Below are 19,854 nucleotides of genomic sequence, written 5' to 3' on the forward strand. Positions count from 1 at the left end.
CCACCCTCCGATCAGGCCGGCGGGCCGGGCGGACCGACGAAGAGCTGGTACATCCAGACGGCAAAACCGTAGCCACCGACCACGGCAATCGCCAGGATCGGGAACAACAGGACAGCGATGAACAGGAACAGCCTGAACTCCTGCTTCCTGCGGACCTCCGGTGCGGCAGTATCCGGCTCCTCCATGACAATCCCCTCCTCCCGGTGACGGACTTTCACGCGCACTGGCTCTCAGGGTAGCCAAGATTCCCGACTTGTCAGTGCCCCGGTCGGGCACGTCGGTCCGCGGGCCCGCCGTTGGTGGGCCCGCGAAAGAGCAAGGGGGAGAGAGCGGTTCAGCTCGAACCGGACGCCTCGATCACGGCGTCCAGGGCGGCATGGTAGCCCTGGCTGCCGAGGCCGGCGATCACGCCGTCGGCACGCAGCGAGACATAGGAGCGGTGACGGAAGCTTTCCCGCTTGTGGACGTTGGAGAGGTGTACCTCGATCACCCTGCCCTCGAAGGCGTTGAGGGCATCGAGGATCGCCACCGAGGTATGGGTATAGGCCGCGGGGTTGATGATGATGGCGGCGGTGCCGTCCAGGCGCGCCGCCTGGATCCAGTCGATCAGCTCGCCCTCGTGGTTGCTCTGCCGGCAGGTGATCTCCCAGCCTCCCAGCGCCGCCTGCTCGTAGAGGGCGTTGTTGATGTCCTCGAGGGTCTCGTGGCCGTAGATCTCGGGCTGGCGGGTGCCCAGCAGGTTGAGGTTGGGGCCGTGCAGTACCAGTACCTTGTTCATGCGCTCGGGTGTCTCCATCAGTGTTTGGGCGAAGCGTCCCGTGTCGGCTCCAGCAGCCGCTCCCAGGCCGCGATGACCGCCTGGCGATGGGCCTCGAAGTCCTCCGTGCGGCCACGGGCGGGCTCGCGGGTCAGCGAGGCGCGGTGGGCGGCGCTGCGCAGGGCCAGGTAGGCCTCGCGCAGGCGCCGGCACTCCTCGGCGGGCAGGCGGCCGGTGGCCTCCAGGGTCTCGAGGAGACGCATGTTGTCGCTCCACTCCAGCAGTTCGGGCGTCTCGTGGCCCATGGAGAGCACGGCAAACTGGCAGAGGAACTCGATATCGACCATGCCGCCGGGGTCGTGCTTGAGGTCGAACTCGCCCTCGCCGCTCTTGCCGCCCAGGTGGTCGCGCATCTTCTGGCGCATCTTCACCACCTCGTCACGCAGCGCCGGAAGCTCGCGCTCGCGCCCCAGGATCTCGGCGCGGATCGCCGCGAAGCGGGTCGCCAGCCGCTCGTGACCCGCCACCACCCGGGCGCGCACCAGCGCCTGGTGCTCCCAGGTCCAGGCATCGCGGCGCTGGTAGTCGGCGAAGGCGTCCAGGGAGCTGACCAGCAGCCCCGAGTTGCCCGAGGGACGCAGCCGCATGTCCACCTCGTAGAGGCTGCCGGCGGGGGTCACCGCGGTGAGCAGGTGGATGATGCGCTGGCCCAGCCGGGTGAAGAAGACCGGATTGTCCAGCGGGCGCTTGCCGTCGGTGCTCCCGCGGGCGGCGCCGTCATGGATGAACACCAGGTCCAGGTCCGAGCCGTAGCCGAGCTCGATGCCGCCCAGCTTGCCGTAGCCGACCACCAGGAACTCCGGCTCGTGGCCGGCACGACCGCCCTCGGCACACTCCGGAAAGCCGTGCTTGCGGGTCAGGTGCTTCCAGGCCATGGCCAGCACCGCCTCGAGGATCACCTCGGCGATGAAGGTCAGGTAGTCGCTGACCTTCATCAGGTGGCGGGTGCCGGCGATATCGGAGGCCGCCACGTGCAGCACCTGGGCGTGCTTGAACACCCGCAACGCCTCCAGCTGGGCCTCCTCGTCCTCCTCGGGAATCCGCCCCAGCGCCTGGCGCAGCTCGTCGGAGAGTCGTGCCTTGTCGGCCGGCGTGTAGAGGGTCTCCGGGGTGAGCAGCTCGTCGAGCAGGATCGGGTAGCGGGCCAGCTGCTCGGCGATCCAGGGGCTGGCCGAGCAGAGCGACATCAGGTGGCCCAGGGCATCGGGGTTCTCGCGCAGCAGCGCCAGGTAGGCGGTGCGCCGCAGCACCGACTCCACCAGCGGCAGCACGCGCTCCAGCGCCGTGTCCGGCGCCTCGCTCTGTACCACGGCATCCATCAGCAGCGGCATCAGCGCCTCCAGCCGCTCATAGCCGATGCGCTGCATGCCCTGCACCTGGCGCGACTGGTAGAGCCCGTGCAGCCGCCGCGCCGCCGCCGCGGGGTCGTCGAACCCGGCCTCCTCCAGCAGCTCGGCGACCTCATCGTCGTCGAGCTCGCCGCGCCACAGGGCGCGCCAGCTCTCCAGGGGGATGCCCTCCTCCTGGGCGGCGTCGCCCTCCTCGACCTCCTCCTCGGGCTCGGCGATCACCGCATCGAAGTGCCTCCGTACCCGCGCCCTCACCTCGTCGAGGCGCGCCATGACCGCGGGCCAATCCTCCATGTCCAGGGCCAGGGCCACCCGTTCGCGGTCCAGGTCGTCGTCGGGCAGGCTCTGGGTCTGGCGGTCCTCCAGGGCCTGCAGCACATGCTCTAGGTCGCGCAGGAAGACATAGTCGGGGGTGAGCTCCTCGACCACCTCGAGGGGCAGCAGGCCGAGCTCGGGCAGCCGCTCCAGCGCCGTCTTCAGCGAGGTGACCTGCAGCTCGGTGTCGCGCCCCCCGCGGATCAGCTGGAAGGCCTGCACCACGAACTCCACCTCGCGGATGCCGCCGGGGCCGAGCTTGATGTTGCCCTCCATGCCCTTGCGGCGAACCTCGCGGTTGATCATCCCCTTCAGCTCACGCAGCGACTCGATGGCACCGAAGTCGAGATAGCGGCGATAGACGAAGGGCCGCAGGCTCGCCAGCAGCTCGGCACCGGCACCGAGGTCGCCGGCCACGGGGCGCGCCTTGAGCATGGCGTAGCGCTCCCACTCGCGGCCCTGGTCCTGGTAATAGCCGGCCAGCGACGAGAAGCCGCCCACCAGGGGGCCGCCGTCACCCAGCGGGCGCAGGCGCATGTCGACCCGGAAGGCGAAGCCGTCGGCGGTCACCGCGTCCAGGGCGCTGATCAGCCGCTGCCCCAGCTTGGTGAAATACTCCTGGTGCTCCAGTGACTTGCGTCCACCCTCGGTCTCGCCCTTCTCGGGGAAGGCGAAGATCAGGTCGATATCGGAGGAGAGGTTGAGCTCGCCGGCACCGAGCTTGCCCATGCCCAGCACCACCAGGCGCTGCTCGCTGCCGTCGCGGCGTGGTGCCGGACGCCCCCAGCGCGGCTCCAGGAAGCGCTCCAGCCAGCTGAGCGCCCCCTCCAGGCAGGTCTCGGCCAGCCGCGACACCGCCGCCGCCGTGGCCCACATGTCGATGCCCTCGGGGCGGGTGAGGTCACGCCACACGATGCCGGTCATCCGCGCGCGCCGGAAGCGCCGGATGGCGGACTGCATGGCGGCCTCGTCCTCGGCCTCCTCCAGCCGCTCGTCGAGCCAGTCGCGCAGGGTCTCGGCGTCGGGGGCGACCTCGAGCTCGCCGCTGGCATCCAGGTGCAGCAGCCACTCCGGATAGCGCACCAGGGTCTCGGCGACGAAATCCGAGACGGCCAGCACCCGCGCCAGCTGCTCTCGCCGCGCTGTCGAGAGCCCCTGCCAGTCCTCCAGCGGCGACTCCCGCCCGGCCATCCCGGCCAGGTTGTCGGCCTGCTCCAGGGCCTCGGCCAGGCGCCGATGCACATGACGCAGCGGCGCCTTGAGGGGCTCGGGAATGTCGAACAGCGGAAGGAAGTCGTCGGAAAGGGCCATGGGCATCTCGCATCCGGATTGGCGAATGCCCCCAGCATAGCGAAGGCCAGGCGCCAGCGGCACCCGGCGCGGCGAATCAGCCCAGGAACTTCTGCCAGGCGAGCAGGACCCAGGTAAGCCCGGCCAGGAACAGCGCCAGCATCACCGCGGCGGAGCCGATGTCCTTGGCGCGCCCCGAGAGCTCATGGCGCTCGGGGCCGATGCGATCCACCACGCTCTCGATGGCGCTGTTGATGAGCTCCACGATCAGCACCAGCAGGCAGCTGCCGACCAGCAGGATCCACTCCACCGGCCCCTGGCCGATCCACCAGGCCAGCGGCAGCACCAGCACGAAGACGAGCACCTCCTGGCGGAAGGCGGTCTCGTGGCGGAAGGCGGCACGCAGCCCCCTGAGGGAATAGTCGGTGGCACTGATGAGGTGGCGCCAGCCGGTGTGTCCAGGTTTCATGACGACGTCCCTGTCAGTTCTCGTTGATCATCCGCTCGAGATCCTCGGCCAGCGGGTCCAGCACCTGGGCCCAGTTGAGCCACGGCGTGGACGAGGTGCCGTTGACCATCACGCTGAACACCCCCCAGCGACCGCTGCGGGTGCGGAAGTAGCCCCCCAGCGAGCGCACCGCCACCGGCTGGTTGAGGGTGCCGGTCTTGAGCATGACATGGTGCTGGAAGGTCGTTGAGCCGCGACGGATGAAGCGCATCACCCCGTTGCCCGGCGACTGGAAGCTGGCCACGAAGCTGGGGAAGAGCGCGGGGCGGTGGAACATGCTCTCCATCAGGGTATTCACCCCCTTGGCCGAGGTCCGGTTCTCGGGCGTCAGCCCGCTGCCGCTGCGCAGGAGCAGGGGGCCGTGGTCGGGGATCCCGGCCACGAACTGCTCGATGGCCTGCCCCCCCAGGAGCAGATCGGCCCGGGGGGTCTCGACCAGGTTGAGGGCGAGCTGGTCGGCCATGAAGTTGTTGGAGTGGTTCATGGTGCGCAGCAGCAGCTCCTGCAATGGCATCCCCTCCACCTCGGCGAGACGCCGTACCGTCGCGGGAGGTTCGGCGATGCTGGTGGTGGCGCCTTCACGGACCTCGATACCCGCCTGTGTCAGCATCGCCAGCAAGGTCCGCGCCGTCTGCAGTGCCGGGTCGGAACTGGCGCGATAGACCTCGCGTGGCCTGGCATTGGTGGAGATCTGGCCCCTCACCACCATCACGTCGCGTCCCTCCCGGGTCACGCGCTCGGCGTTGAGTTCGGTGCCGCTGTCGTCGGGCTTCGTCTCGACCCGGTTATCGATGTCGACGATCATTGCCTGACTGTCGCAGCTGGTGATCCGCGCCGGCTCGCCGGCGGCGGCGCCTGGCGCCACGCTGACGCACCAGCTGCCGTAGTTGACTCCCGCCGAGGAAAGCAGCGCACTGTAGGCATTGGCCACCCGCGCCTGGGCCTCGCAGCGGTCGGTGGTGATGCACTCCACCGGCCCGAAGCGCCACTGGCTGATCACCAGCCTGCCATCGACCTCCCGCACGCCGCGCTGGTGCAGCCGCTGGGTGAGCCGCCACAGGTCCTCGGTGGAGAGTGCCGGGTCGCCGCCGCCGTCGAGCACCAGGTCCCCTCGCAGGACCCCGTCGTCGTCGAGCTCGGCATCACTGACCAGACGCGTCGTGAAACGGTACTGGGGGCCCCAGCGATCGAGTGCCGCGGCGGCCAGGTAGGCCTTGGTCACGGAGGCCGGCGAGAGCTGGCGCTCCGGCTCGATGGCGCCGAGCACCTCACGGCTGTCCAGCAGTCGGGCCTCGGCACCGATCAGGAAGCCCCGCTCGCCGAGCTCGGCCAGGCGTGCGAACCCGCCGGCCTGCACCAGCGGCGTCAGCAGCAGGCAGAGCAGGAGGGTCGATAGCAGTCGTGTCGGCATGGCGGCCAGATCCTCATGGTGCGAGCAGTGGAGCGGCGAAAGCCGTCGATATCGAGGCCCAGATTAATGGGCCGACACCGAGGAGAAAACCTGAATCACCACCACCCCGCCAACGATCATGCCGAGGCCCAGCAACGCGGGCAGGTCGGGGCGCTGGCCATAGACCACCACGCCCACCGCGGCGACCAGCACGATTCCCAGGCCCGCCCAGATCGCATAGGCGATGCCCACCGGAATACTGCGCAGCACCAGCGACAGCAGGTAGAAGGCCAGCAGATAGCTCACCGCCACGACGACGCTGGGCCACAGCCGGGTGAAGCCGTCCGTGGCCTTGAGGGCAGTGGTGCCGACCACCTCGGCGACGATGGCCAGGGCCAGGTAGACGAAGGGCATCAGGCATCTCCTCGGAGGGCAGGGACAAGATCGGGAGCGTAGGGCAGGTCCACCATCAGCCGCCAGAGGGCCTGGCCACTGGCGTGGTACTTCGCCTCGAATGGGGTCAGGAACGCCTCGCCGGGGAGGTGGCGTTCCACCTCCGCCACCACGCCGGTGGCCTGGGCCAGTGCCAGGGCGAACTCCTCGACATAGAGCCGCCAGTTGGAGCGCAGCTCGAGCCGCCCGCCGAGTGCCAGGAGCACCGAGAACACCGGGTGGCCGTGCCAGCGCATCTTGAGATGCGCCGCCTTGGGGTAGGGATTGGGGTAGAGCAGGTAGTGACGCACCGGTTGCCAGCCTGCCGCCAGTGCCAGACGCCAGAAATCCACCAGGTCGGCACGCACCAGCAGGGCGTTGTCGGGCAGGGCGCCGTGATCCCGGGAGAGGCGATCGGCGCTGCGATCGATACCGATCACCGCATGGTCGGGAAAGCGCGCGGCCAGGCGGCGGGTCGAGAGCCCCACGCCGCAGCCGGCATCGAGGATCAGCGGCCGGTCGGCGCGAGCGGCGAGCCAGCGGGCGGCAGACTCGAAGGCCACCCGGGTATGGTCGGCCACCGGCTTGCGCAGCGGGTGCTCGAGGCCGCGCGCCACGCGCCGCGCCAGGTCCTGATGGGGGCCTGGCTGGTTGGAGACGATGGCACGGGAGGAGGCTTGCATGACGGCGACCCGGGGCGATTGGCGGAGCGCCATTCTAGCAGCCCGCCAGGCGCGACGCCGATGCCAGGCCCGGGAAAAAAATGGCGCGCCTCGAAGAGGCGCGCCCACGACCAACTCATATGACTCAAACAGCCGTTTCATCCTGACACATGACGGCGCGGATTTCAAACGGATGTTTCATCACGACAGATCCCGAACCACCCCCCGATGCCCTCGGCAGCCGCATGACGCCGCGGCAGGCCGGGTGCTATGATCCATGGCCTGATACCAACAACCGACTCGCAGATCATCAACAGCACAACGAGGAATCCGGCTTGTCACATTTACCGGTGATCGTCGGCATGGGCGGCGTGAATCCCGCCGGCAGGACCTCGGGCCACCAGGCGTTTCGCCGCACCGTGCTTGGCGCCCTGCCCGACGACGACCAGGCCCGGACCCTGCTGGGTCTGGCGGCGATGATGCGTCTGGCCAGCGGCCAGGACGATGGCGGCTGGAAGGACGCCGAGGGCCATGCCCTCGAGGCCTCCGCCATCGTCGAGCAGACCCGTCAGCGGGTGCTCGACCATACGCTGGTGCGGCGCATCGAGGATCCTCGCTTCGGCGACGAAGGCCTGCCCGCCCACCGCCGGGCCAGCCTCGCCCTGGAGTCACCACTGACCTTCCGCATCCGCCGTCGCCAGCTGCCGGCGGACCTGCCGCCCACCTGGCAGGTACGCGAACTGGACCGCCAGACCCTGGAAGTCATCGTGCCCGCCGGCCAGATGGATGTGATGCTGCCGGAGACCCGCCAGGCCCAGGTGCGGGCCGCCGGCCAGCTACCCAGCGGCTTCGAGCCGAGCCAGTTCTACCGCAGCGTGCACCATCCCCGCGGCCTCTCCATGGCGATCTTCGCCGCCAGCGACTGCCTGGGCGACAGCGGCCTGGAGTGGGAGAGCCTGCGCGACCGCCTCGACCCCGACGAGGTCGCCGTCTACGCCGGCAACTCCATCGGCCAGCTCGATGACGAGGGCTGGGGCGGCCTGCTCAAGAGCTTCGTCTCGGGCAACCGCGCCACTTCCAAGCAGATGCCGCTGGGCTACGGCCAGATGCCCGCCGATTTCCTCAATGCCTACGTGCTGGGCAGCGTGGGCGGTACCGGCGCGGTGCTGGGCGCCTGCGCCAGCTTCCTCTACAACCTGCGAATCGGCGTGGACGACATCCAGGCCGGCCGCCGCCGGGTGGTCATGGTCGGCACCGCCGATGCTCCGGTCACCCCGGAGATCATCGAGGGCTTCCGCGCCATGGGCGCCCTGGCCGACGACGACAGCCTCAGGGCCCTGGACGCCCTGGAGCTGCTCACCGATGCCGACTACCAGAAGGCCTGCCGCCCCTTCGCCCGCAACTGCGGCTTCACCATCGCCGAGTCCAGCCAGTTCATCATGCTGATGGATGACGCCCTGGCCCTGGAGAGCGGTGCCGAGATCCTCGGCAGCGTTCCGGCAGTGTACGTCAACGCCGACGGCTGGAAGCGCTCCATCTCGGCCCCGGGGATCGGCAACTACATCACCCTGGGCAAGGCGGCATCGCTGGTACGCGACATGCTCGGCGAGCCGGCACTGCGCGAGCGCACCTTTCTCCACGCCCACGGCACCAGCACCCCCAAGAATCGGGTCACCGAGTCCCATGTCTTCGACATGGTCGCCCACGCCTACGGCATCGAGGCCTGGCCGGTGGTGGCGGTCAAGGCCTTCGTCGGCCACTCCCAGGGCAGCGCCGCCGGCGACCAGCTCGCCAGTGCCCTGGGCAGCTTCGCCCATGGACTGCTGCCGGGCATCCCCACCCTCGACGAAGTGGCCCATGACGTCTACGCCGACCGGCTCTCGTTCTCGCGGACCCCGGTCGCGTTCCGGGCCGACGCCGCCTTCATCAATGCCAAGGGCTTCGGCGGCAACAACGCCACCGGGGTGGTGCTCTCGCCGGCGGTGACCGAACGGCTGCTGGTGCAGCGCCATGGCGAGACCGCCGTGGCCGCCTGGCAGGACCGCCGCGAGGCCACCCGTGAGGCTGCCGCCGCTTACCTGAGCCAGGCCGACAAAGGCCACTTCCAGGCCCGCTACCGCTTCGGGGAAGGGGTGCTGGAGGGGCCGGAGCTCGAGGTCAGCGACCGGCAGATCCAGATTCCCGGCTATGCCCGCCCGGTCTCGCTGGCAGTGGACAACCCCTTCGGTCGACTCGAGGACTGACAGAGATGAATATCGCCGTCTATCCCGGCACCTTCGATCCCATCACCAACGGCCACTACGACCTGATCGAACGCGCCTCGCGGCTCTTCGACAAGGTGGTGGTGGCCATCTCGGCCAGTCCCGGCAAGGGGCCGGTACTGGAACTCGACACCCGGATCGCCCTGGCCCGGGAAGTACTCGCCGGGCTCGACGGCGTCGAGGTGATCGGCTTCGATGGCCTGCTGACCGACATGATGGCCGAGCAGCAGGCGCGCATCATCCTGCGCGGACTGCGTGCGGTATCGGATTTCGAGTACGAGCTGCAGCTGGCCAACATGTACCGTGCCCAGGTCCCGGAGCTGGAAAGCGTCTTCCTCACCCCGGCGGTGGAGAACTCCTACATTTCCTCCACCATCGTGCGCGAGATCGCCAAGCTCGGCGGTGATGTCACCAAGCTGGTTCATCCCAGGGTCGCCGAAACGTTGAGCAGCCATTACAATGCCTGACTGGAATACTCGGAAAAGCACTTCCGCCCGAGTGCTGCCCCTGCGTGAGGTATCCCCATGGCCCTGATGATCACCGACGAGTGCATCAACTGTGACGTCTGCGAACCCGAATGCCCCAATGGCGCCATCTCCCCGGGTGAGGAGATCTACGTCATCGACCCCAACCTGTGCACCGAGTGCGTCGGCCACTACGACGAGCCCCAGTGCCAGCAGGTCTGCCCGGTGGACTGTATCCCGCTGGACCCGGACCACAAGGAGAGCCGCGACGCGCTGATGGAGAAGTACCACATCATCACCGCGGCCTGACGCTCTCCTGCCCACCCCTGGTCAGGACGCGACGACACCGGCGCCCCGCTCATCGAGCGGGGCGCCGGTGTGTGTGGCCACGCTATCCTGGCGCCGAGCTACAGCTCGTCGGCGCGCCGGCTGACCGTGCAGCCCAGGCATCGCCGAAAGGCGGCCTCGGCGGGCGTCTTGATCAGGGTCTCTGCCGCGGTGTCCACCCCACCCCCCAGGGCGGTGAACGGCAGCGACACCAGGAACACCGCCGTACCGCCCAGGGTTGCCGCGACCAGCAGCGGCCGGGCAACCAGCGCATCCGCCACCATGGCCCCGCCACTGGGTTGCGCCTCCAGGCGCTGCTGCGACTGTGACATCGCCGGCGTGCTGCCCAGGATGGTGACCAGCGCCAGCACGGCAGCCACCAGAATCTTGCGTGTCGTGATCATTCCCCCGCTCCCTGCAGTCCTTGTGATCCGCTGTTCCCATGACCGCAATCAGCCATGGCACTAAATGCGCTTAACTTATAGTCTAGATAAGACTACAGTTTGTCACATGAGTTTACATCAAGGGCAGCCGTCTTTCCGCAGCTGCCCACCCGACGGGCCCCGGCCCTCCCATGCATGCAAAGGAGCGCATGATGAAGCGTCTGATCGCCACCGCCGCCCTGGCCACCCTGGTCGCCACCCCCGCCTTCGCCCAGAGCTATCCAGGAGTGCCCGACGAGGGGCCCTATCTCGGGGCCGGCATCGGGCATGCGAAGCTGGATTTCGACATTGAGGGCTTCTACCGAGACTTGGGTTTTCCCAATGTCAGCTCTGATGATACCGATGTCAGCTACAAGCTGTTTGCCGGCTACCAGTTCAACCCCTACTTCGCCGTCGAGGCAGGTTATGTCGACTTCGGGAGTTTCACTGCCAGTTCGACAGCTACAGATTTTTCTGGGAATGCTAAGTTGAGTGTAGATGGTTTTACTGCAGCACTAGTGGGCAAGCTGCCGATCCAGAGTGGCTTCAGCGTCTACGGCAAGCTCGGTATGGTTGCTTGGGATGCGGACCTAAAGGAAAGCGCCAGCTTCATGGGAATGTCTGCTTCGGCCAGCTATGGCGAGGACGGCACCGACCCCTTCTACGGGATCGGCGCCGAGTATGTCGTGGACCAGATCATGATGCGCGCCGAGCTCGAGCGCTACGATATCAGCGAGAGCGGCGAGGACTTCACGATCGACATGATCTCCGCCAGCATCGGCTACCGCTTCTAGGCCAACCATTGCCCTCCAGCCGCCCCGCCCTCGCGCGGGGCGGTTGCGTTGCGGCGCCTCTCCCGCCATGCTGCACGGTTTGACCGACAGCGGAAGTCGCCGTGTCATCACTCTCCGAGGCCAGGCGTCCCGGGGCCGCCCGCCAACGCATCTGGGCGCTGGCCTGGCCGATCATCCTCTCCAATATCACCGTGCCCCTTCTGGGGCTGGTGGATACCGCCGTGGTCGGCCACCTGCCGGACTCCCGCTACCTGGCCGCGGTGACCCTGGGCGCCACCCTGTTCAGCTTCCTCTACTGGGGCTTCGGCTTCCTGCGCATGGGCACCACCGGGCTGACCTCCCAGGCGGTGGGCCGCGAGAACGACAGCGAGGTGCGCAACCTGCTGGGCCAGTCGCTGCTGCTGGCGGCCGGCATCGGCGCGATGCTGATCCTTCTCTCCCGCCCGCTGATCGCGCTGGGCCTGTGGCTGCTCGACGGCAGCGAGGTGGCCACGGCCCTGGCCGCCGAGTATGCCCAGATCCGCATCCTCTCGGCGCCGGCGGTGCTGGCCAACTACGCCATCCTCGGCTGGTTCCTGGGCCAGCAGAATTCCCGGGTGACCCTGGCGATCCTGGTGCTGACCAACGGCGTCAACATCGCCCTGGACCTGCTCTTCGTGGTGGGCCTGGGCATGACCAGCGATGGCGTGGCCTGGGCCACGGTGATCGCCGACTACACCGCCCTGGCCTTCGGCCTGTGGCTGGTGTCGCGCCAGCTCAGGTGGCTGGAGGGTCGCTTCCTGCGCGAACGGCTGCTCAGGCTAACCGCCTATGCCGAGCTGTTCTCGGTCAACGCCAACCTCTTCGTGCGCACCCTGGGGCTGCTGTTCGCCATGGCCTTCTTCACCTCCCGGGGCGCCGTTCAGGGCGACACCGTGCTGGCCGCCAATGCCGTGCTGCTGCAGTTCATCATGCTGACCAGCTACGCCCTGGATGGCTTCGCCCATGCCGCCGAGGCCATCACCGGGCGCGCCGTGGGCCGCCGCCGCTGGGACGAGTTCGGGCAGGCCGTGAAGAGCGCGGCCGGGTTCTCGCTGCTCACCGCCGCCGCGGCCTCGCTGGCCTTCGCCCTGGGCGGCGAGTGGCTGATCGCCCTGCTCACCGGCCTGCCGGAGGTACGCCAGACCGCCGGCACCTACCTGCCCTGGATGGTGGCGATGCCGCTGATCGCCGTCTGGAGCTACCTGTTCGACGGTGTCTTCATCGGGGCCACGGCGATCCGCGAAATGCGCAACAGCATCTTTGCCGGCCTGGCCGCCTACCTGCCGATCTGGTGGCTGACCCAGTGGCTGGGGAGCCCGGACTTCGAGAACCATGGCCTGTGGCTCGCCTTCCTGGGCTTCGCCCTGGTGCGCTCGGCGGTGCTGGCGGCCTACTATCGGCACTACCGGCGCACCCGCTGGCACGACCGCGCCTGACCCGCCTCGGCCCACTTTTGACAAGAGGTTGCATTGCCGGCAACGTTGACCCGGCCAATATCGCAACTTTCTGAGATTGCGCTACTTTTCCTGAGACGCCTCCCACACAACAGAAGAAGCGACACCGCCATGCTCAAGTTTCTGTCGAGGCCGGCCGTCAAGCTGGTCGAGCGCTACCTTCCCGATCCCTATATCTTCGTGCTGCTGCTGACCATCATCGCCGCCGCCGCGGCCATCGCCGTGGAGCGCCAGACGCCACTGGCGGTGATGCGCTTCTGGGGCGACGGTTTCTGGAACCTGCTGACCTTCTCCATGCAGATGCTGCTGGTGCTGGTGACGGGCTTCATGCTGGCCAGCTCCCCGCCCATCAAGCGCCTGCTGCAGAAGCTCGCCAGCCTGGCCAGGAACGCCGGTGGTGCCATCATCCTGGTCACCCTGGTATCGCTGGCCGCCAGCTGGATCAACTGGGGCTTCGGCCTGGTGGTGGGAGCCCTGTTCGCCAAGGAGCTGGCACGCCTGGTGAGGGTCGATTACCGCCTGCTGGTGGCCAGCGCCTACTCCGGCTTCGTGGTGTGGCACGGGGGACTCGCCGGCTCGATCCCGCTGACCATCGCCACCGAGGGCCACTTCACCGCCGACCAGATCGGCGTGATCGGCACCGGCTCGACCATCTTCGCCTTCTTCAACCTGGCCCTCGTGGCTTGCCTGTTCATCTCCATTCCGCTGGTCAACCGCCTGATGCTCCCCGATGACAAGGAGAGCGTCTATGTCGACCCGAAACTGCTGGAAGAGGACGACGAGGCGACCCGGGTACGCATCACCCGCCCCGCCGAGCGGCTGGAAAACAGCGTCACCCTGGCCTGGCTGGTGGGCATTCCGGGGGTGATCTTCCTGCTCGACCATTTCGTCCTGCGGGGTGGCGGGCTGAACCTCAACGTCGTCAATTTCATGTTCCTGTTCCTGGCCATCGTGCTGCACCGCACGCCCCGCAGCCTGCTGGAAAGCCTCCACGAGGCGATCAAGGGCGGCGCCGGCATCGTCATCCAGTTTCCCTTCTATGCCGGCATCATGGCCATCATGATCCAGTCGGGCCTGGCCGAGACCATGTCCGAGTCGTTGATCTCGTTCGCGACCGAGGCGTCGCTGCCGTTCTGGTCGTTCATCAGTGCCGGCATCGTCAACCTCTTCGTGCCTTCCGGTGGCGGCCAGTGGGCCGTGCAGGCCCCGGTGATGCTGCCTGCCGCCGAGGCCCTCGGCGTCGACATCTCCCGGGTGGCCATGGCCGTGGCCTGGGGCGATGCCTGGACCAACCTGCTGCAGCCCTTCTGGGCCCTGCCGGTGCTCGCCATCGCCGGACTCAAGGCCAAGGACATCATGGGCTTCTGCCTGGTCCAGCTGCTCATCACCGGCATCATCATCGCCGTGGGCCTGACCTGGTTCTGATCCGCCCTCGACCCTCTTGCGCCCCCTGCCAGTTGCCGGGGGGCGCCTCATCCTCCACCGCCGGCACGGGGCGTCGACGCCATGGCATACTTTCTCTCGCTGATCACGACCATCACCCTGATCCTCGAATCCCTGGGCGTCCTGATCATCGTGACAGGCTTTGCCATCGCGACCTGGCGATTCGTCAGGCACCACAACTTCTATGACAGCCGGCACGCCTATCTGGAGTATCGTCACGGTATCGGCCGCGCGATCCTCCTCGGGCTGGACTTCCTGATTGCCGGCGACCTGATCAAGACGGTCATCGTCGTCAACAGCGGGGAACAGATCGCCACCCTCGCCGCCGTGGTGCTGATCCGTGCCTTCCTCGGCTTCACCCTGCACGTGGAGGTCGAGGGGCACTGGCCCTGGCAGCCGCCACACGGCCCGCAGCGCCGCCAGAACCACGATTCCGACGCCCCCTGAGCCCGGGCAAACGACAAGGAGCCCCCGCATGGACACCCCGAACCTGCCCGGTCAGCACGAACTGATCATGACCGTGCTGATGACACCCGACATGGCCAACTTCAGCGGCAAGGTGCATGGCGGCGCCATCCTCAAGAAACTCGACGAGGTGGCCTATGCCTGTGCCAGCCGCTACTCCGGCCACTATGTGGTGACGCTCTCGGTGGACCAGGTGCTGTTCAAGCAGCCGATCCATGTCGGCGAGCTGGTCACCTTCCTGGCCTGCGTGAACCATGTCGGCCGCTCCTCCATGGAGGTCGGCATCAAGGTGGTGGCCGAGGACATCCAGCAGAAGCTGATCCGCCACACCAACAGTTGCTACCTGACCATGGTGGCAGTGGACGGCGACGGCAACCCGGCCCGGGTGCCGCCGCTGACACTCGCGACACCGCTGCAGAAGCTGCGCTTCGAGAAGGCCGCCCTGCGCAAGAAGCTGCGCAAGCAGGCCGAGGAGGAGGAGCGCCGCACCCAGGCCGAGCACGGCGTCGAATGAGGCGCCTCAGCCGCAACCGATAGCGGTGATCACCCCGTCCTCGTCCAGCCGCACGTTGAGGCGGTCGGCGCGGTACTCGAGGGTATGGGCCTCCCCGGGGCGCAGCACGCGAAACGCCCCGGCGCCGCTCTCCTCATGGATGGACTGCCCCAGGGTCTCGTCGTACTGGCGACCCACCCGATCCTGGACATGCCTGGCCCCGCAGGCATCCCCGCCTTCACTGACCCGGGGCGGTTCCGGCGCCGGTTCGCGCGGTGCATTCGACTGCGTCATGGCGGTACAACCTGCCAGCAGCAAGGGGCCGGCAATCGACAGGAGAGGCTTCAAGGGAAGGATCATCACGGCGCCTCCATGGCGGATGATGCGAAGAGGAAGCGCCGACCGGCGCAAGCGAGCGGGCATACCGGTCGGCATGCCCGCTCGATGCGTAAGTGACGCCAACGACTGATCAGCTGGCGGCATCCTGGACGGCTTCCCCACCACGCTCGACGTCCTGGCCGGCGCCCTCGAGGGTATTGCAGCCCGCCAGTACGCCGGCGATCAGCAGCAGGGTGAAGCTCATGGCAATGGCATTCTTCATGGCATGTTCTCCTTAACACATTCGTCGTCCATTCCTTGCCGCCACTATCAGCCTAGCAGCCACCCCATCGCCGTGTGTAACACCAGCGGGATCATTCCGCCTGCCGCTGGATCGCCTCACCTCCTCGTTCGATATCCTCCCCCGCCCCACGCATGGTGTTGCAGCCGGACAGCAGCGAGAGGGTGAACAGTGACAGCATGAGAACGGCCAGCATGCGTTTCATATCGGACTCCTTGCTCCATGAGAGGCCTGCCATACGACCCCGTACGCTTTCACTCTAGCACCGTCTGGCGGGAAGGAAAGGCGCCATCAGCCGAGCAACAGTCGCAGGATGATCGCCGCGATCACCGCAATGGTCAGCCACTTGACCCACAGGGCCCCGCGGGGGCTGACATTCACCTTCACCCCCAGCCAGGCGCCACACATGCTGCCCGCCGCCAGCACCAGGCCGTAGCCCCAGCGCACCTGGTCGTGATAGAGGAACATCGCCAGGGCGGGGAGGGTATAGACCAGGATGATCAGCACCTTGAAGGCATTCACCTGGCCCAGGTCGATCCTGAGCATGCGGTAGAGCACCACGATGAACAGGATCCCCACCCCCACCTGGATGAAACCGCCGTAGAGCCCGATGGCGAACATCGCCAGATAGACCGCCGGGGTGAGGCGATCGGCGGTCAGCGGTCGGGTGTCCAGGCGTGGCTGGGGGAGCAGCATCAGCACCGCCGCGCCAGCCATCACGACGATCAGCAGGGTCTCGAACAGGGCATCGCTGACCCTCAGCGCCAACCAGGCCCCGAGCAGCGAGCCTGCCACCGCCGGCACCGAGAGCCGCAGGCTCAACCCCACGTGGCGCGCTCCCGCGCGCAGGAAGCTGGCCACCGCCGAGACGCTCTGCAGCACGATGGAGACCCGGTTGGTACCGTTGGCGACCTGGGGCGGGAGGCCGAGAAACATCAGCAGCGGCAGGGTCAGCATGGAGCCACCCGCCGAGAGCACGTTGATGAAGCCAGCCACGGCACCGATCACCAGCAGGGCCAGCCCCTCGAGAAGCGTCATGCGGGATTCCCTTCCTCGTCGAATCGAAAGCGCCGTCCAGCATAGCCGGCCCGCTCGGCGAGGGGAAATCGTGGCGCCGCGGGCCGACGACTGTGCCATGATGCCTATCAGGAGAGTCCCGTGATAAGGAGCCCGCAAGTGTCAGACTTCGAGCCGGATGCCCGCCTGGTGGAAGACAGTTACCCCGTGACCGAGCTGCCGCTATGCCAGCTGCGGCTGATGAACGATGCCCGCTTTCCCTGGCTGGTCCTGGTCCCGCGCCGCCGCGGCATCAGCGAGGTGTTCGAGCTCGAGGATGCCGAGCAGCAGCAGCTGTGGCGGGAAGCATCCCGGATCGGGCGGGCCCTCAAGGAGAGCCTCGGGGGCGACAAGCTCAACATCGCCAGTCTCGGCAACGTGGTCGCCCAGCTGCATGTCCATGTGGTCATCCGCCGCCATGGCGATGCCGCCTGGCCGGGGCCGGTGTGGGGTCAGGGCGAGCCCGAGCCCTATGACCTGGATGCCCTGGCCACCATGCGCGATCAACTGCTGGCGCAGGTCGAGGGACTGGAGCTCGACTGATCAGCCCCCCAGGGGGTGGCGAGTCGCCCCCTCGTCGCCCCCTCGCGCCGGCGGCTCGCCCAGCAGCGGCGCGTTCGCCGGCTGGCTGACACCGGTCACCGCCAGCGACACTCCCAGCACGACGATGGCCAGGCCGCCCCCCAAGGCCGCCCAGTTCAGCAGGCGTCCGGCCCGCCGGGCACTGCTCTGGCGGGCCAGTCGGCGCTCGGCCCAGCCCCGCGCCACCACGCTGGCCAGCGCCAGCCCCGACACCGTCAGCGCCGTCCCCAGCGACATCACCAGCACCGCCGCCACCCCCACCGGGAACTGCCCCAGCAGGGTCGCGGCGCCCAGCAGCAGCACGCCACCGCTGCAGGGGCGAATACCGATGGCCACCACCGTGGCCAGGGCGGTGCGCCAGTCGCTCGCCTGCTGCGGATCCACATGGTGGTGCCCCCCGCAGCAATGGTGGTGATCGTGCCCGTGCCCAGGCTCCTGGTGCTGCCCCGCTGCCACCGTCAGGGGGCGGCGCAACTGCCGGATGGCACGCAGGCAGAGCCAGGCACCCAGCAGCGCCACCATCACGAAGCTCGCCTGCTCCACCCAGGCCACACTGCCCATCGCCTGGCGGGTCAGCCAGCCCAGCCCATGGACCAGCACCACGACCAGGGCGATGGCCACCAGCCCCTGCAACAGGGAGGCGGCGAAGGAGAGCGCCAGGGCACGCCGCACGGCACCGCCCTGGGAAAGCAGGTAGGTGGTGAGCACCGCCTTGCCGTGACCGGGGCCGGCGGCATGAAAGACCCCGTAGCCGAAGCTGATGCCCAGCAGGGTCATCCAGGTGGCCGGCGAGGGAGTCCCCGACAACTCGGTGATGGCCAGGGTCAGGGCACGGTGGAAGTCGCGCTGCCAGGCCACCAGCTGCAGGGTCAGCGACTGGAAGCCATCCTGGAAGAGTGGATAGAGCAGGAAGGCCAGCAACAGCAACCCCGCCAGCAGCAGGGGTCTCCAGGTCAGCCGCATGTCACCTCCCCGGTCTCGGCGAAGTGGCGACCGAGCCCCGGCTCGGCCTCGTCGGTGACATCCAGCATCGCCGCCTCCCGGATTCGCTCGGGGTCCGGGTCGGCGGGGATGATGCTGGTCACACACTCCCGGCCGCTCACCACCAGGGCGTCATCGAGGGGCGTCCCGTCGTCATCCTCGTGCACCATCTCGATGTAGTAGGTCGGGTCGAACACCTGGTAGCGCAGCGTCTCCCCGGCCACCGGCAACGGCTCGGCCAGCGGCAGCAGGAAGACGAACTCGACCCGCCCGCCGCGCTCCATCACCGTGTACTCGCTGACCTCGCCCAGTGGCACCGGCTCGCCGTCCAGGCGCAGTTCGGTAAAGTAGCCCTGCGGGGTCAGGTTGTCGCGGATCTCCATGCCCAGCTGGTCGAGGCCCGATTCGAGCCCCTCCTCGCCTGCGGCCCTGCCGAGTTCCTCGAGCACCACCAGGCTGTAGAAGGGGTCCATGCGCCAGGACTGGTAGAGCGCTTCCAGGCGCCCGTCGTCGTCGAATATCAGCCGCATGCGCAGGTCGATCCAGCCATGGGGGTGGGCCTGACCCAGCGCCGGCAGGCCCAGGCCGATGGTCAACAGGGCCACACCGGTGAGGCGCGACCGGACAGCAGCAGGGATCATGGGTGAGAGTGCCTTCATGTCATGTCGAATCGAAAGTGGGTGGGGTACAGGGCACGTCAGGGCAGGAGCCCCAGCCGATCCTGCAGCTCCACCAGCAAGGGGTCGAGGGTATGCGGTGGCATCGGGCGTCCTCCGCGGCTGGCCGAGACACTGACGTGGCTGTCGTCGCCCTGCCCGCTGACCTGCAGTGCCACCCGGTAGCCGGGCCAGCGGGCCAGTACCGCCTCCACACGGCCCAGCTCGCCATCGGCATGGCGAATGACATAGCCACGGTCCATCAGCACGGCGATGGCCTCCTCCAGGGTGGCCTCCGGCGATGCCGCGAAGCCCAGCTCCCGGGGTTCGGGCGCGGGCGTCGGCGTGGCGCAGCCCGCCAGCCAGAGCGTGGTGGCCAGCACCGCGAACAGTCTCGACGTCATGGTACCTCTCCCGTCGGCATGGCCTCGATGGCGCTGCGCAGCCGACGACAGAAGTCGGCACTGCTGGCACTGCGCGACCGGCGCAGATCGCCGCGCCAGTCGAACAGCTGGATGTCACGGGAGACGCGAACCTCCTCGGGCCCCGCGACCAGCGAGACCCGCTCCAGCTCGGTCGCATCCCGGGTCAGACTGCCCCCGCTGCCGAAACCGATCATCACGCCGCTGACCACGCCACCACGACCACCGCCCAGGGCATAGCTGCCGAAGATGCCGTGGCGCTCCCAGGGATCGTCGAAATCACCGTGACCGGGCAGTATCCGGGTGCGCTCGGCACTGACCAGTCCCAGCGACAGGGTGGTATGGCGAACCAGGAAGCCCTCCGCCTCGAGTGCCGACACGGCCCGGCGCAGCAGGGACTCGGGAGACGCGTCATCGACCGGCCAGCGACACTCGGCTGCCGGCCGCGGCTCGGCCACGGGGAGGGTGGAGGGGCTGGCCTGGCAGCCGGCCAACACCAGCAAGAAGGGCAACAGCCAGAGGCGCATGGGCAGTCTCCAGTTCCTGGATGCAGGGCAGTGTACGCGCGGAACCGGCAGAGTGAAAACGCGACGGGACTTCAGCCAGACGCCGGCGCCCGTTAAGCTGGATC

Annotated in this window: 25 protein-coding genes; 9 read left to right on the forward strand and 16 right to left on the reverse strand. The window is 68.1% G+C overall.

The window, feature by feature from the left end; all coding sequences use genetic code 11:
* Window positions 1-11: 11 nt before the first annotated feature.
* From napE to trmB, 7 genes are all read right to left on the reverse strand, one after another.
* Window positions 12-185, reverse strand: a complete 174-nt coding sequence (napE, locus tag ACOMD9_RS14780) for a periplasmic nitrate reductase, NapE protein (protein WP_421416307.1) — start codon at window positions 183-185, stop codon at window positions 12-14.
* 149 nt (window positions 186-334) lie between these two features.
* Complete coding sequence (aroQ, locus tag ACOMD9_RS14785) at window positions 335-778, reverse strand: type II 3-dehydroquinate dehydratase (RefSeq protein ID WP_421416308.1); 444 nt, start codon at window positions 776-778, stop codon at window positions 335-337.
* Between the two features lie 17 nt (window positions 779-795).
* The gene (gene glnE / locus ACOMD9_RS14790) at window positions 796-3,792 is read right to left on the reverse strand and encodes a bifunctional [glutamate--ammonia ligase]-adenylyl-L-tyrosine phosphorylase/[glutamate--ammonia-ligase] adenylyltransferase (RefSeq protein ID WP_421416310.1); all 2,997 of its coding nucleotides are present in this window, start codon (window positions 3,790-3,792) and stop codon (window positions 796-798) included.
* A 76-nt stretch (window positions 3,793-3,868) separates the two neighbouring features.
* Entirely contained in the window at window positions 3,869-4,240 is a 372-nt protein-coding gene (locus tag ACOMD9_RS14795; protein WP_421416311.1) for a diacylglycerol kinase, read from the reverse strand.
* 13 nt (window positions 4,241-4,253) lie between these two features.
* Complete coding sequence (gene dacB / locus ACOMD9_RS14800; protein WP_421416314.1) at window positions 4,254-5,690, reverse strand: D-alanyl-D-alanine carboxypeptidase/D-alanyl-D-alanine endopeptidase; 1,437 nt, start codon at window positions 5,688-5,690, stop codon at window positions 4,254-4,256.
* Between the two features lie 63 nt (window positions 5,691-5,753).
* Entirely contained in the window at window positions 5,754-6,086 is a 333-nt protein-coding gene (locus tag ACOMD9_RS14805) for an SMR family transporter (RefSeq protein WP_421416441.1), read from the reverse strand.
* Window positions 6,083-6,784 carry a methyltransferase domain-containing protein gene (trmB, locus tag ACOMD9_RS14810; protein WP_421416316.1) on the reverse strand — a complete coding sequence of 234 codons (702 nt, stop codon included), beginning with the start codon at window positions 6,782-6,784 and terminating at the stop codon, window positions 6,083-6,085. The genes ACOMD9_RS14805 and trmB overlap by 4 nt, the downstream gene beginning before the upstream one ends.
* A gap of 341 nt (window positions 6,785-7,125) precedes the next feature.
* On the opposite strand from trmB, the gene ACOMD9_RS14815 reads away from it, so the two are divergent.
* The 3 genes from ACOMD9_RS14815 to ACOMD9_RS14825 are packed head-to-tail and all read left to right on the forward strand — an operon-like array spanning window position 7,126 to window position 9,797.
* Window positions 7,126-9,006: a beta-ketoacyl synthase gene (locus ACOMD9_RS14815; RefSeq protein WP_421416444.1), complete on the forward strand. Its 1,881-nt coding sequence runs from the start codon at window positions 7,126-7,128 to the stop codon at window positions 9,004-9,006.
* A 5-nt stretch (window positions 9,007-9,011) separates the two neighbouring features.
* Window positions 9,012-9,491, forward strand: a complete 480-nt coding sequence (coaD, locus tag ACOMD9_RS14820; RefSeq protein WP_421416319.1) for a pantetheine-phosphate adenylyltransferase — start codon at window positions 9,012-9,014, stop codon at window positions 9,489-9,491.
* A gap of 57 nt (window positions 9,492-9,548) precedes the next feature.
* Window positions 9,549-9,797: a YfhL family 4Fe-4S dicluster ferredoxin gene (locus tag ACOMD9_RS14825; protein WP_421416321.1), complete on the forward strand. Its 249-nt coding sequence runs from the start codon at window positions 9,549-9,551 to the stop codon at window positions 9,795-9,797.
* Between the two features lie 98 nt (window positions 9,798-9,895).
* Here ACOMD9_RS14825 and ACOMD9_RS14830 read toward each other — a convergent pair whose 3' ends face one another.
* On the reverse strand, window positions 9,896-10,219 hold the full coding sequence (locus tag ACOMD9_RS14830; protein ID WP_421416324.1) for a hypothetical protein: 324 nt from the start codon (window positions 10,217-10,219) through the stop codon (window positions 9,896-9,898).
* A 188-nt stretch (window positions 10,220-10,407) separates the two neighbouring features.
* Here ACOMD9_RS14830 and ACOMD9_RS14835 point away from each other — a divergent pair, with 188 nt between their 5' ends.
* The 5 genes from ACOMD9_RS14835 to ACOMD9_RS14855 all read left to right on the forward strand — a co-directional run bounded on the left by ACOMD9_RS14835 (window position 10,408) and on the right by ACOMD9_RS14855 (window position 14,928).
* Window positions 10,408-11,031 (forward strand): outer membrane beta-barrel protein, encoded by a 624-nt coding sequence (locus ACOMD9_RS14835; protein ID WP_421416326.1) that lies wholly within the window; start codon window positions 10,408-10,410, stop codon window positions 11,029-11,031.
* A gap of 101 nt (window positions 11,032-11,132) precedes the next feature.
* Complete coding sequence (locus ACOMD9_RS14840) at window positions 11,133-12,488, forward strand: MATE family efflux transporter (protein WP_421416328.1); 1,356 nt, start codon at window positions 11,133-11,135, stop codon at window positions 12,486-12,488.
* Window positions 12,489-12,617: 129 nt separating this feature from the next.
* A complete protein-coding gene (locus ACOMD9_RS14845) occupies window positions 12,618-13,931 on the forward strand; it encodes a short-chain fatty acid transporter (protein ID WP_421416330.1) in 1,314 nt (437 codons plus the stop codon).
* 81 nt (window positions 13,932-14,012) lie between these two features.
* Entirely contained in the window at window positions 14,013-14,396 is a 384-nt protein-coding gene (locus ACOMD9_RS14850; RefSeq protein WP_421416332.1) for a DUF1622 domain-containing protein, read from the forward strand.
* A gap of 28 nt (window positions 14,397-14,424) precedes the next feature.
* Entirely contained in the window at window positions 14,425-14,928 is a 504-nt protein-coding gene (locus ACOMD9_RS14855; protein ID WP_421416335.1) for an acyl-CoA thioesterase, read from the forward strand.
* Between the two features lie 6 nt (window positions 14,929-14,934).
* Here ACOMD9_RS14855 and ACOMD9_RS14860 read toward each other — a convergent pair whose 3' ends face one another.
* The 4 genes from ACOMD9_RS14860 to ACOMD9_RS14875 all read right to left on the reverse strand — a co-directional run bounded on the left by ACOMD9_RS14860 (window position 14,935) and on the right by ACOMD9_RS14875 (window position 16,564).
* On the reverse strand, window positions 14,935-15,201 hold the full coding sequence (locus ACOMD9_RS14860; protein WP_421416337.1) for an I78 family peptidase inhibitor: 267 nt from the start codon (window positions 15,199-15,201) through the stop codon (window positions 14,935-14,937).
* Between the two features lie 175 nt (window positions 15,202-15,376).
* The gene (locus ACOMD9_RS14865) at window positions 15,377-15,508 is read right to left on the reverse strand and encodes an entericidin A/B family lipoprotein (RefSeq protein ID WP_421416339.1); all 132 of its coding nucleotides are present in this window, start codon (window positions 15,506-15,508) and stop codon (window positions 15,377-15,379) included.
* A 91-nt stretch (window positions 15,509-15,599) separates the two neighbouring features.
* On the reverse strand, window positions 15,600-15,731 hold the full coding sequence (locus tag ACOMD9_RS14870) for an entericidin A/B family lipoprotein (protein WP_421416340.1): 132 nt from the start codon (window positions 15,729-15,731) through the stop codon (window positions 15,600-15,602).
* Window positions 15,732-15,817: 86 nt separating this feature from the next.
* A complete protein-coding gene (locus ACOMD9_RS14875) occupies window positions 15,818-16,564 on the reverse strand; it encodes a sulfite exporter TauE/SafE family protein (RefSeq protein WP_421416343.1) in 747 nt (248 codons plus the stop codon).
* A 138-nt stretch (window positions 16,565-16,702) separates the two neighbouring features.
* On the opposite strand from ACOMD9_RS14875, the gene ACOMD9_RS14880 reads away from it, so the two are divergent.
* Window positions 16,703-17,125 (forward strand): HIT family protein, encoded by a 423-nt coding sequence (locus ACOMD9_RS14880; protein WP_421416346.1) that lies wholly within the window; start codon window positions 16,703-16,705, stop codon window positions 17,123-17,125.
* Here the strand turns inward: ACOMD9_RS14880 and ACOMD9_RS14885 are convergent, their stop codons facing one another.
* The 4 genes from ACOMD9_RS14885 to ACOMD9_RS14900 are packed head-to-tail and all read right to left on the reverse strand — an operon-like array spanning window position 17,126 to window position 19,750.
* Window positions 17,126-18,127, reverse strand: a complete 1,002-nt coding sequence (locus ACOMD9_RS14885; RefSeq protein WP_421416347.1) for a nickel/cobalt transporter — start codon at window positions 18,125-18,127, stop codon at window positions 17,126-17,128. It abuts the gene before it with no gap.
* A complete protein-coding gene (locus ACOMD9_RS14890; RefSeq protein ID WP_421416349.1) occupies window positions 18,118-18,804 on the reverse strand; it encodes a DUF1007 family protein in 687 nt (228 codons plus the stop codon). The genes ACOMD9_RS14885 and ACOMD9_RS14890 overlap by 10 nt, the downstream gene beginning before the upstream one ends.
* A gap of 38 nt (window positions 18,805-18,842) precedes the next feature.
* On the reverse strand, window positions 18,843-19,205 hold the full coding sequence (locus ACOMD9_RS14895) for a hypothetical protein (RefSeq protein WP_421416352.1): 363 nt from the start codon (window positions 19,203-19,205) through the stop codon (window positions 18,843-18,845).
* Window positions 19,202-19,750, reverse strand: a complete 549-nt coding sequence (locus tag ACOMD9_RS14900; protein ID WP_421416354.1) for a hypothetical protein — start codon at window positions 19,748-19,750, stop codon at window positions 19,202-19,204. Before ACOMD9_RS14900 ends, ACOMD9_RS14895 begins: the two co-directional genes overlap by 4 nt.
* Window positions 19,751-19,854: the final 104 nt, after the last annotated feature.

The sequence above is a fragment of the Halomonas terrestris genome (assembly GCF_049166755.1).
GTDB lineage: Bacteria > Pseudomonadota > Gammaproteobacteria > Pseudomonadales > Halomonadaceae > Halomonas.

What these genes read in the sequence shown, in the direction of transcription:
- napE (WP_421416307.1), bottom strand. Translation starts at nt 185, where the DNA reads ATGGAGGAGCCGGATACTGCCGCACCGGAGGTCCGCAGGAAGCAGGAG.
- aroQ (WP_421416308.1), bottom strand. Translation starts at nt 778, where the DNA reads ATGAACAAGGTACTGGTACTGCACGGCCCCAACCTCAACCTGCTGGGC.
- glnE (WP_421416310.1), bottom strand. Translation starts at nt 3,792, where the DNA reads ATGGCCCTTTCCGACGACTTCCTTCCGCTGTTCGACATTCCCGAGCCC.
- ACOMD9_RS14795 (WP_421416311.1), bottom strand. Translation starts at nt 4,240, where the DNA reads ATGAAACCTGGACACACCGGCTGGCGCCACCTCATCAGTGCCACCGAC.
- dacB (WP_421416314.1), bottom strand. Translation starts at nt 5,690, where the DNA reads ATGCCGACACGACTGCTATCGACCCTCCTGCTCTGCCTGCTGCTGACG.
- trmB (WP_421416316.1), bottom strand. Translation starts at nt 6,784, where the DNA reads ATGCAAGCCTCCTCCCGTGCCATCGTCTCCAACCAGCCAGGCCCCCAT.
- ACOMD9_RS14815 (WP_421416444.1), top strand. Translation starts at nt 7,126, where the DNA reads ATGGGCGGCGTGAATCCCGCCGGCAGGACCTCGGGCCACCAGGCGTTT.
- coaD (WP_421416319.1), top strand. Translation starts at nt 9,012, where the DNA reads ATGAATATCGCCGTCTATCCCGGCACCTTCGATCCCATCACCAACGGC.
- ACOMD9_RS14825 (WP_421416321.1), top strand. Translation starts at nt 9,549, where the DNA reads ATGGCCCTGATGATCACCGACGAGTGCATCAACTGTGACGTCTGCGAA.
- ACOMD9_RS14830 (WP_421416324.1), bottom strand. Translation starts at nt 10,219, where the DNA reads ATGATCACGACACGCAAGATTCTGGTGGCTGCCGTGCTGGCGCTGGTC.
- ACOMD9_RS14835 (WP_421416326.1), top strand. Translation starts at nt 10,408, where the DNA reads ATGATGAAGCGTCTGATCGCCACCGCCGCCCTGGCCACCCTGGTCGCC.
- ACOMD9_RS14845 (WP_421416330.1), top strand. Translation starts at nt 12,618, where the DNA reads ATGCTCAAGTTTCTGTCGAGGCCGGCCGTCAAGCTGGTCGAGCGCTAC.
- ACOMD9_RS14850 (WP_421416332.1), top strand. Translation starts at nt 14,013, where the DNA reads ATGGCATACTTTCTCTCGCTGATCACGACCATCACCCTGATCCTCGAA.
- ACOMD9_RS14855 (WP_421416335.1), top strand. Translation starts at nt 14,425, where the DNA reads ATGGACACCCCGAACCTGCCCGGTCAGCACGAACTGATCATGACCGTG.
- ACOMD9_RS14860 (WP_421416337.1), bottom strand. Translation starts at nt 15,201, where the DNA reads ATGACGCAGTCGAATGCACCGCGCGAACCGGCGCCGGAACCGCCCCGG.
- ACOMD9_RS14865 (WP_421416339.1), bottom strand. Translation starts at nt 15,508, where the DNA reads ATGAAGAATGCCATTGCCATGAGCTTCACCCTGCTGCTGATCGCCGGC.
- ACOMD9_RS14870 (WP_421416340.1), bottom strand. Translation starts at nt 15,731, where the DNA reads ATGAAACGCATGCTGGCCGTTCTCATGCTGTCACTGTTCACCCTCTCG.
- ACOMD9_RS14875 (WP_421416343.1), bottom strand. Translation starts at nt 16,564, where the DNA reads ATGACGCTTCTCGAGGGGCTGGCCCTGCTGGTGATCGGTGCCGTGGCT.
- ACOMD9_RS14885 (WP_421416347.1), bottom strand. Translation starts at nt 18,127, where the DNA reads ATGCGGCTGACCTGGAGACCCCTGCTGCTGGCGGGGTTGCTGTTGCTG.
- ACOMD9_RS14890 (WP_421416349.1), bottom strand. Translation starts at nt 18,804, where the DNA reads ATGAAGGCACTCTCACCCATGATCCCTGCTGCTGTCCGGTCGCGCCTC.
- ACOMD9_RS14895 (WP_421416352.1), bottom strand. Translation starts at nt 19,205, where the DNA reads ATGACGTCGAGACTGTTCGCGGTGCTGGCCACCACGCTCTGGCTGGCG.
- ACOMD9_RS14900 (WP_421416354.1), bottom strand. Translation starts at nt 19,750, where the DNA reads ATGCGCCTCTGGCTGTTGCCCTTCTTGCTGGTGTTGGCCGGCTGCCAG.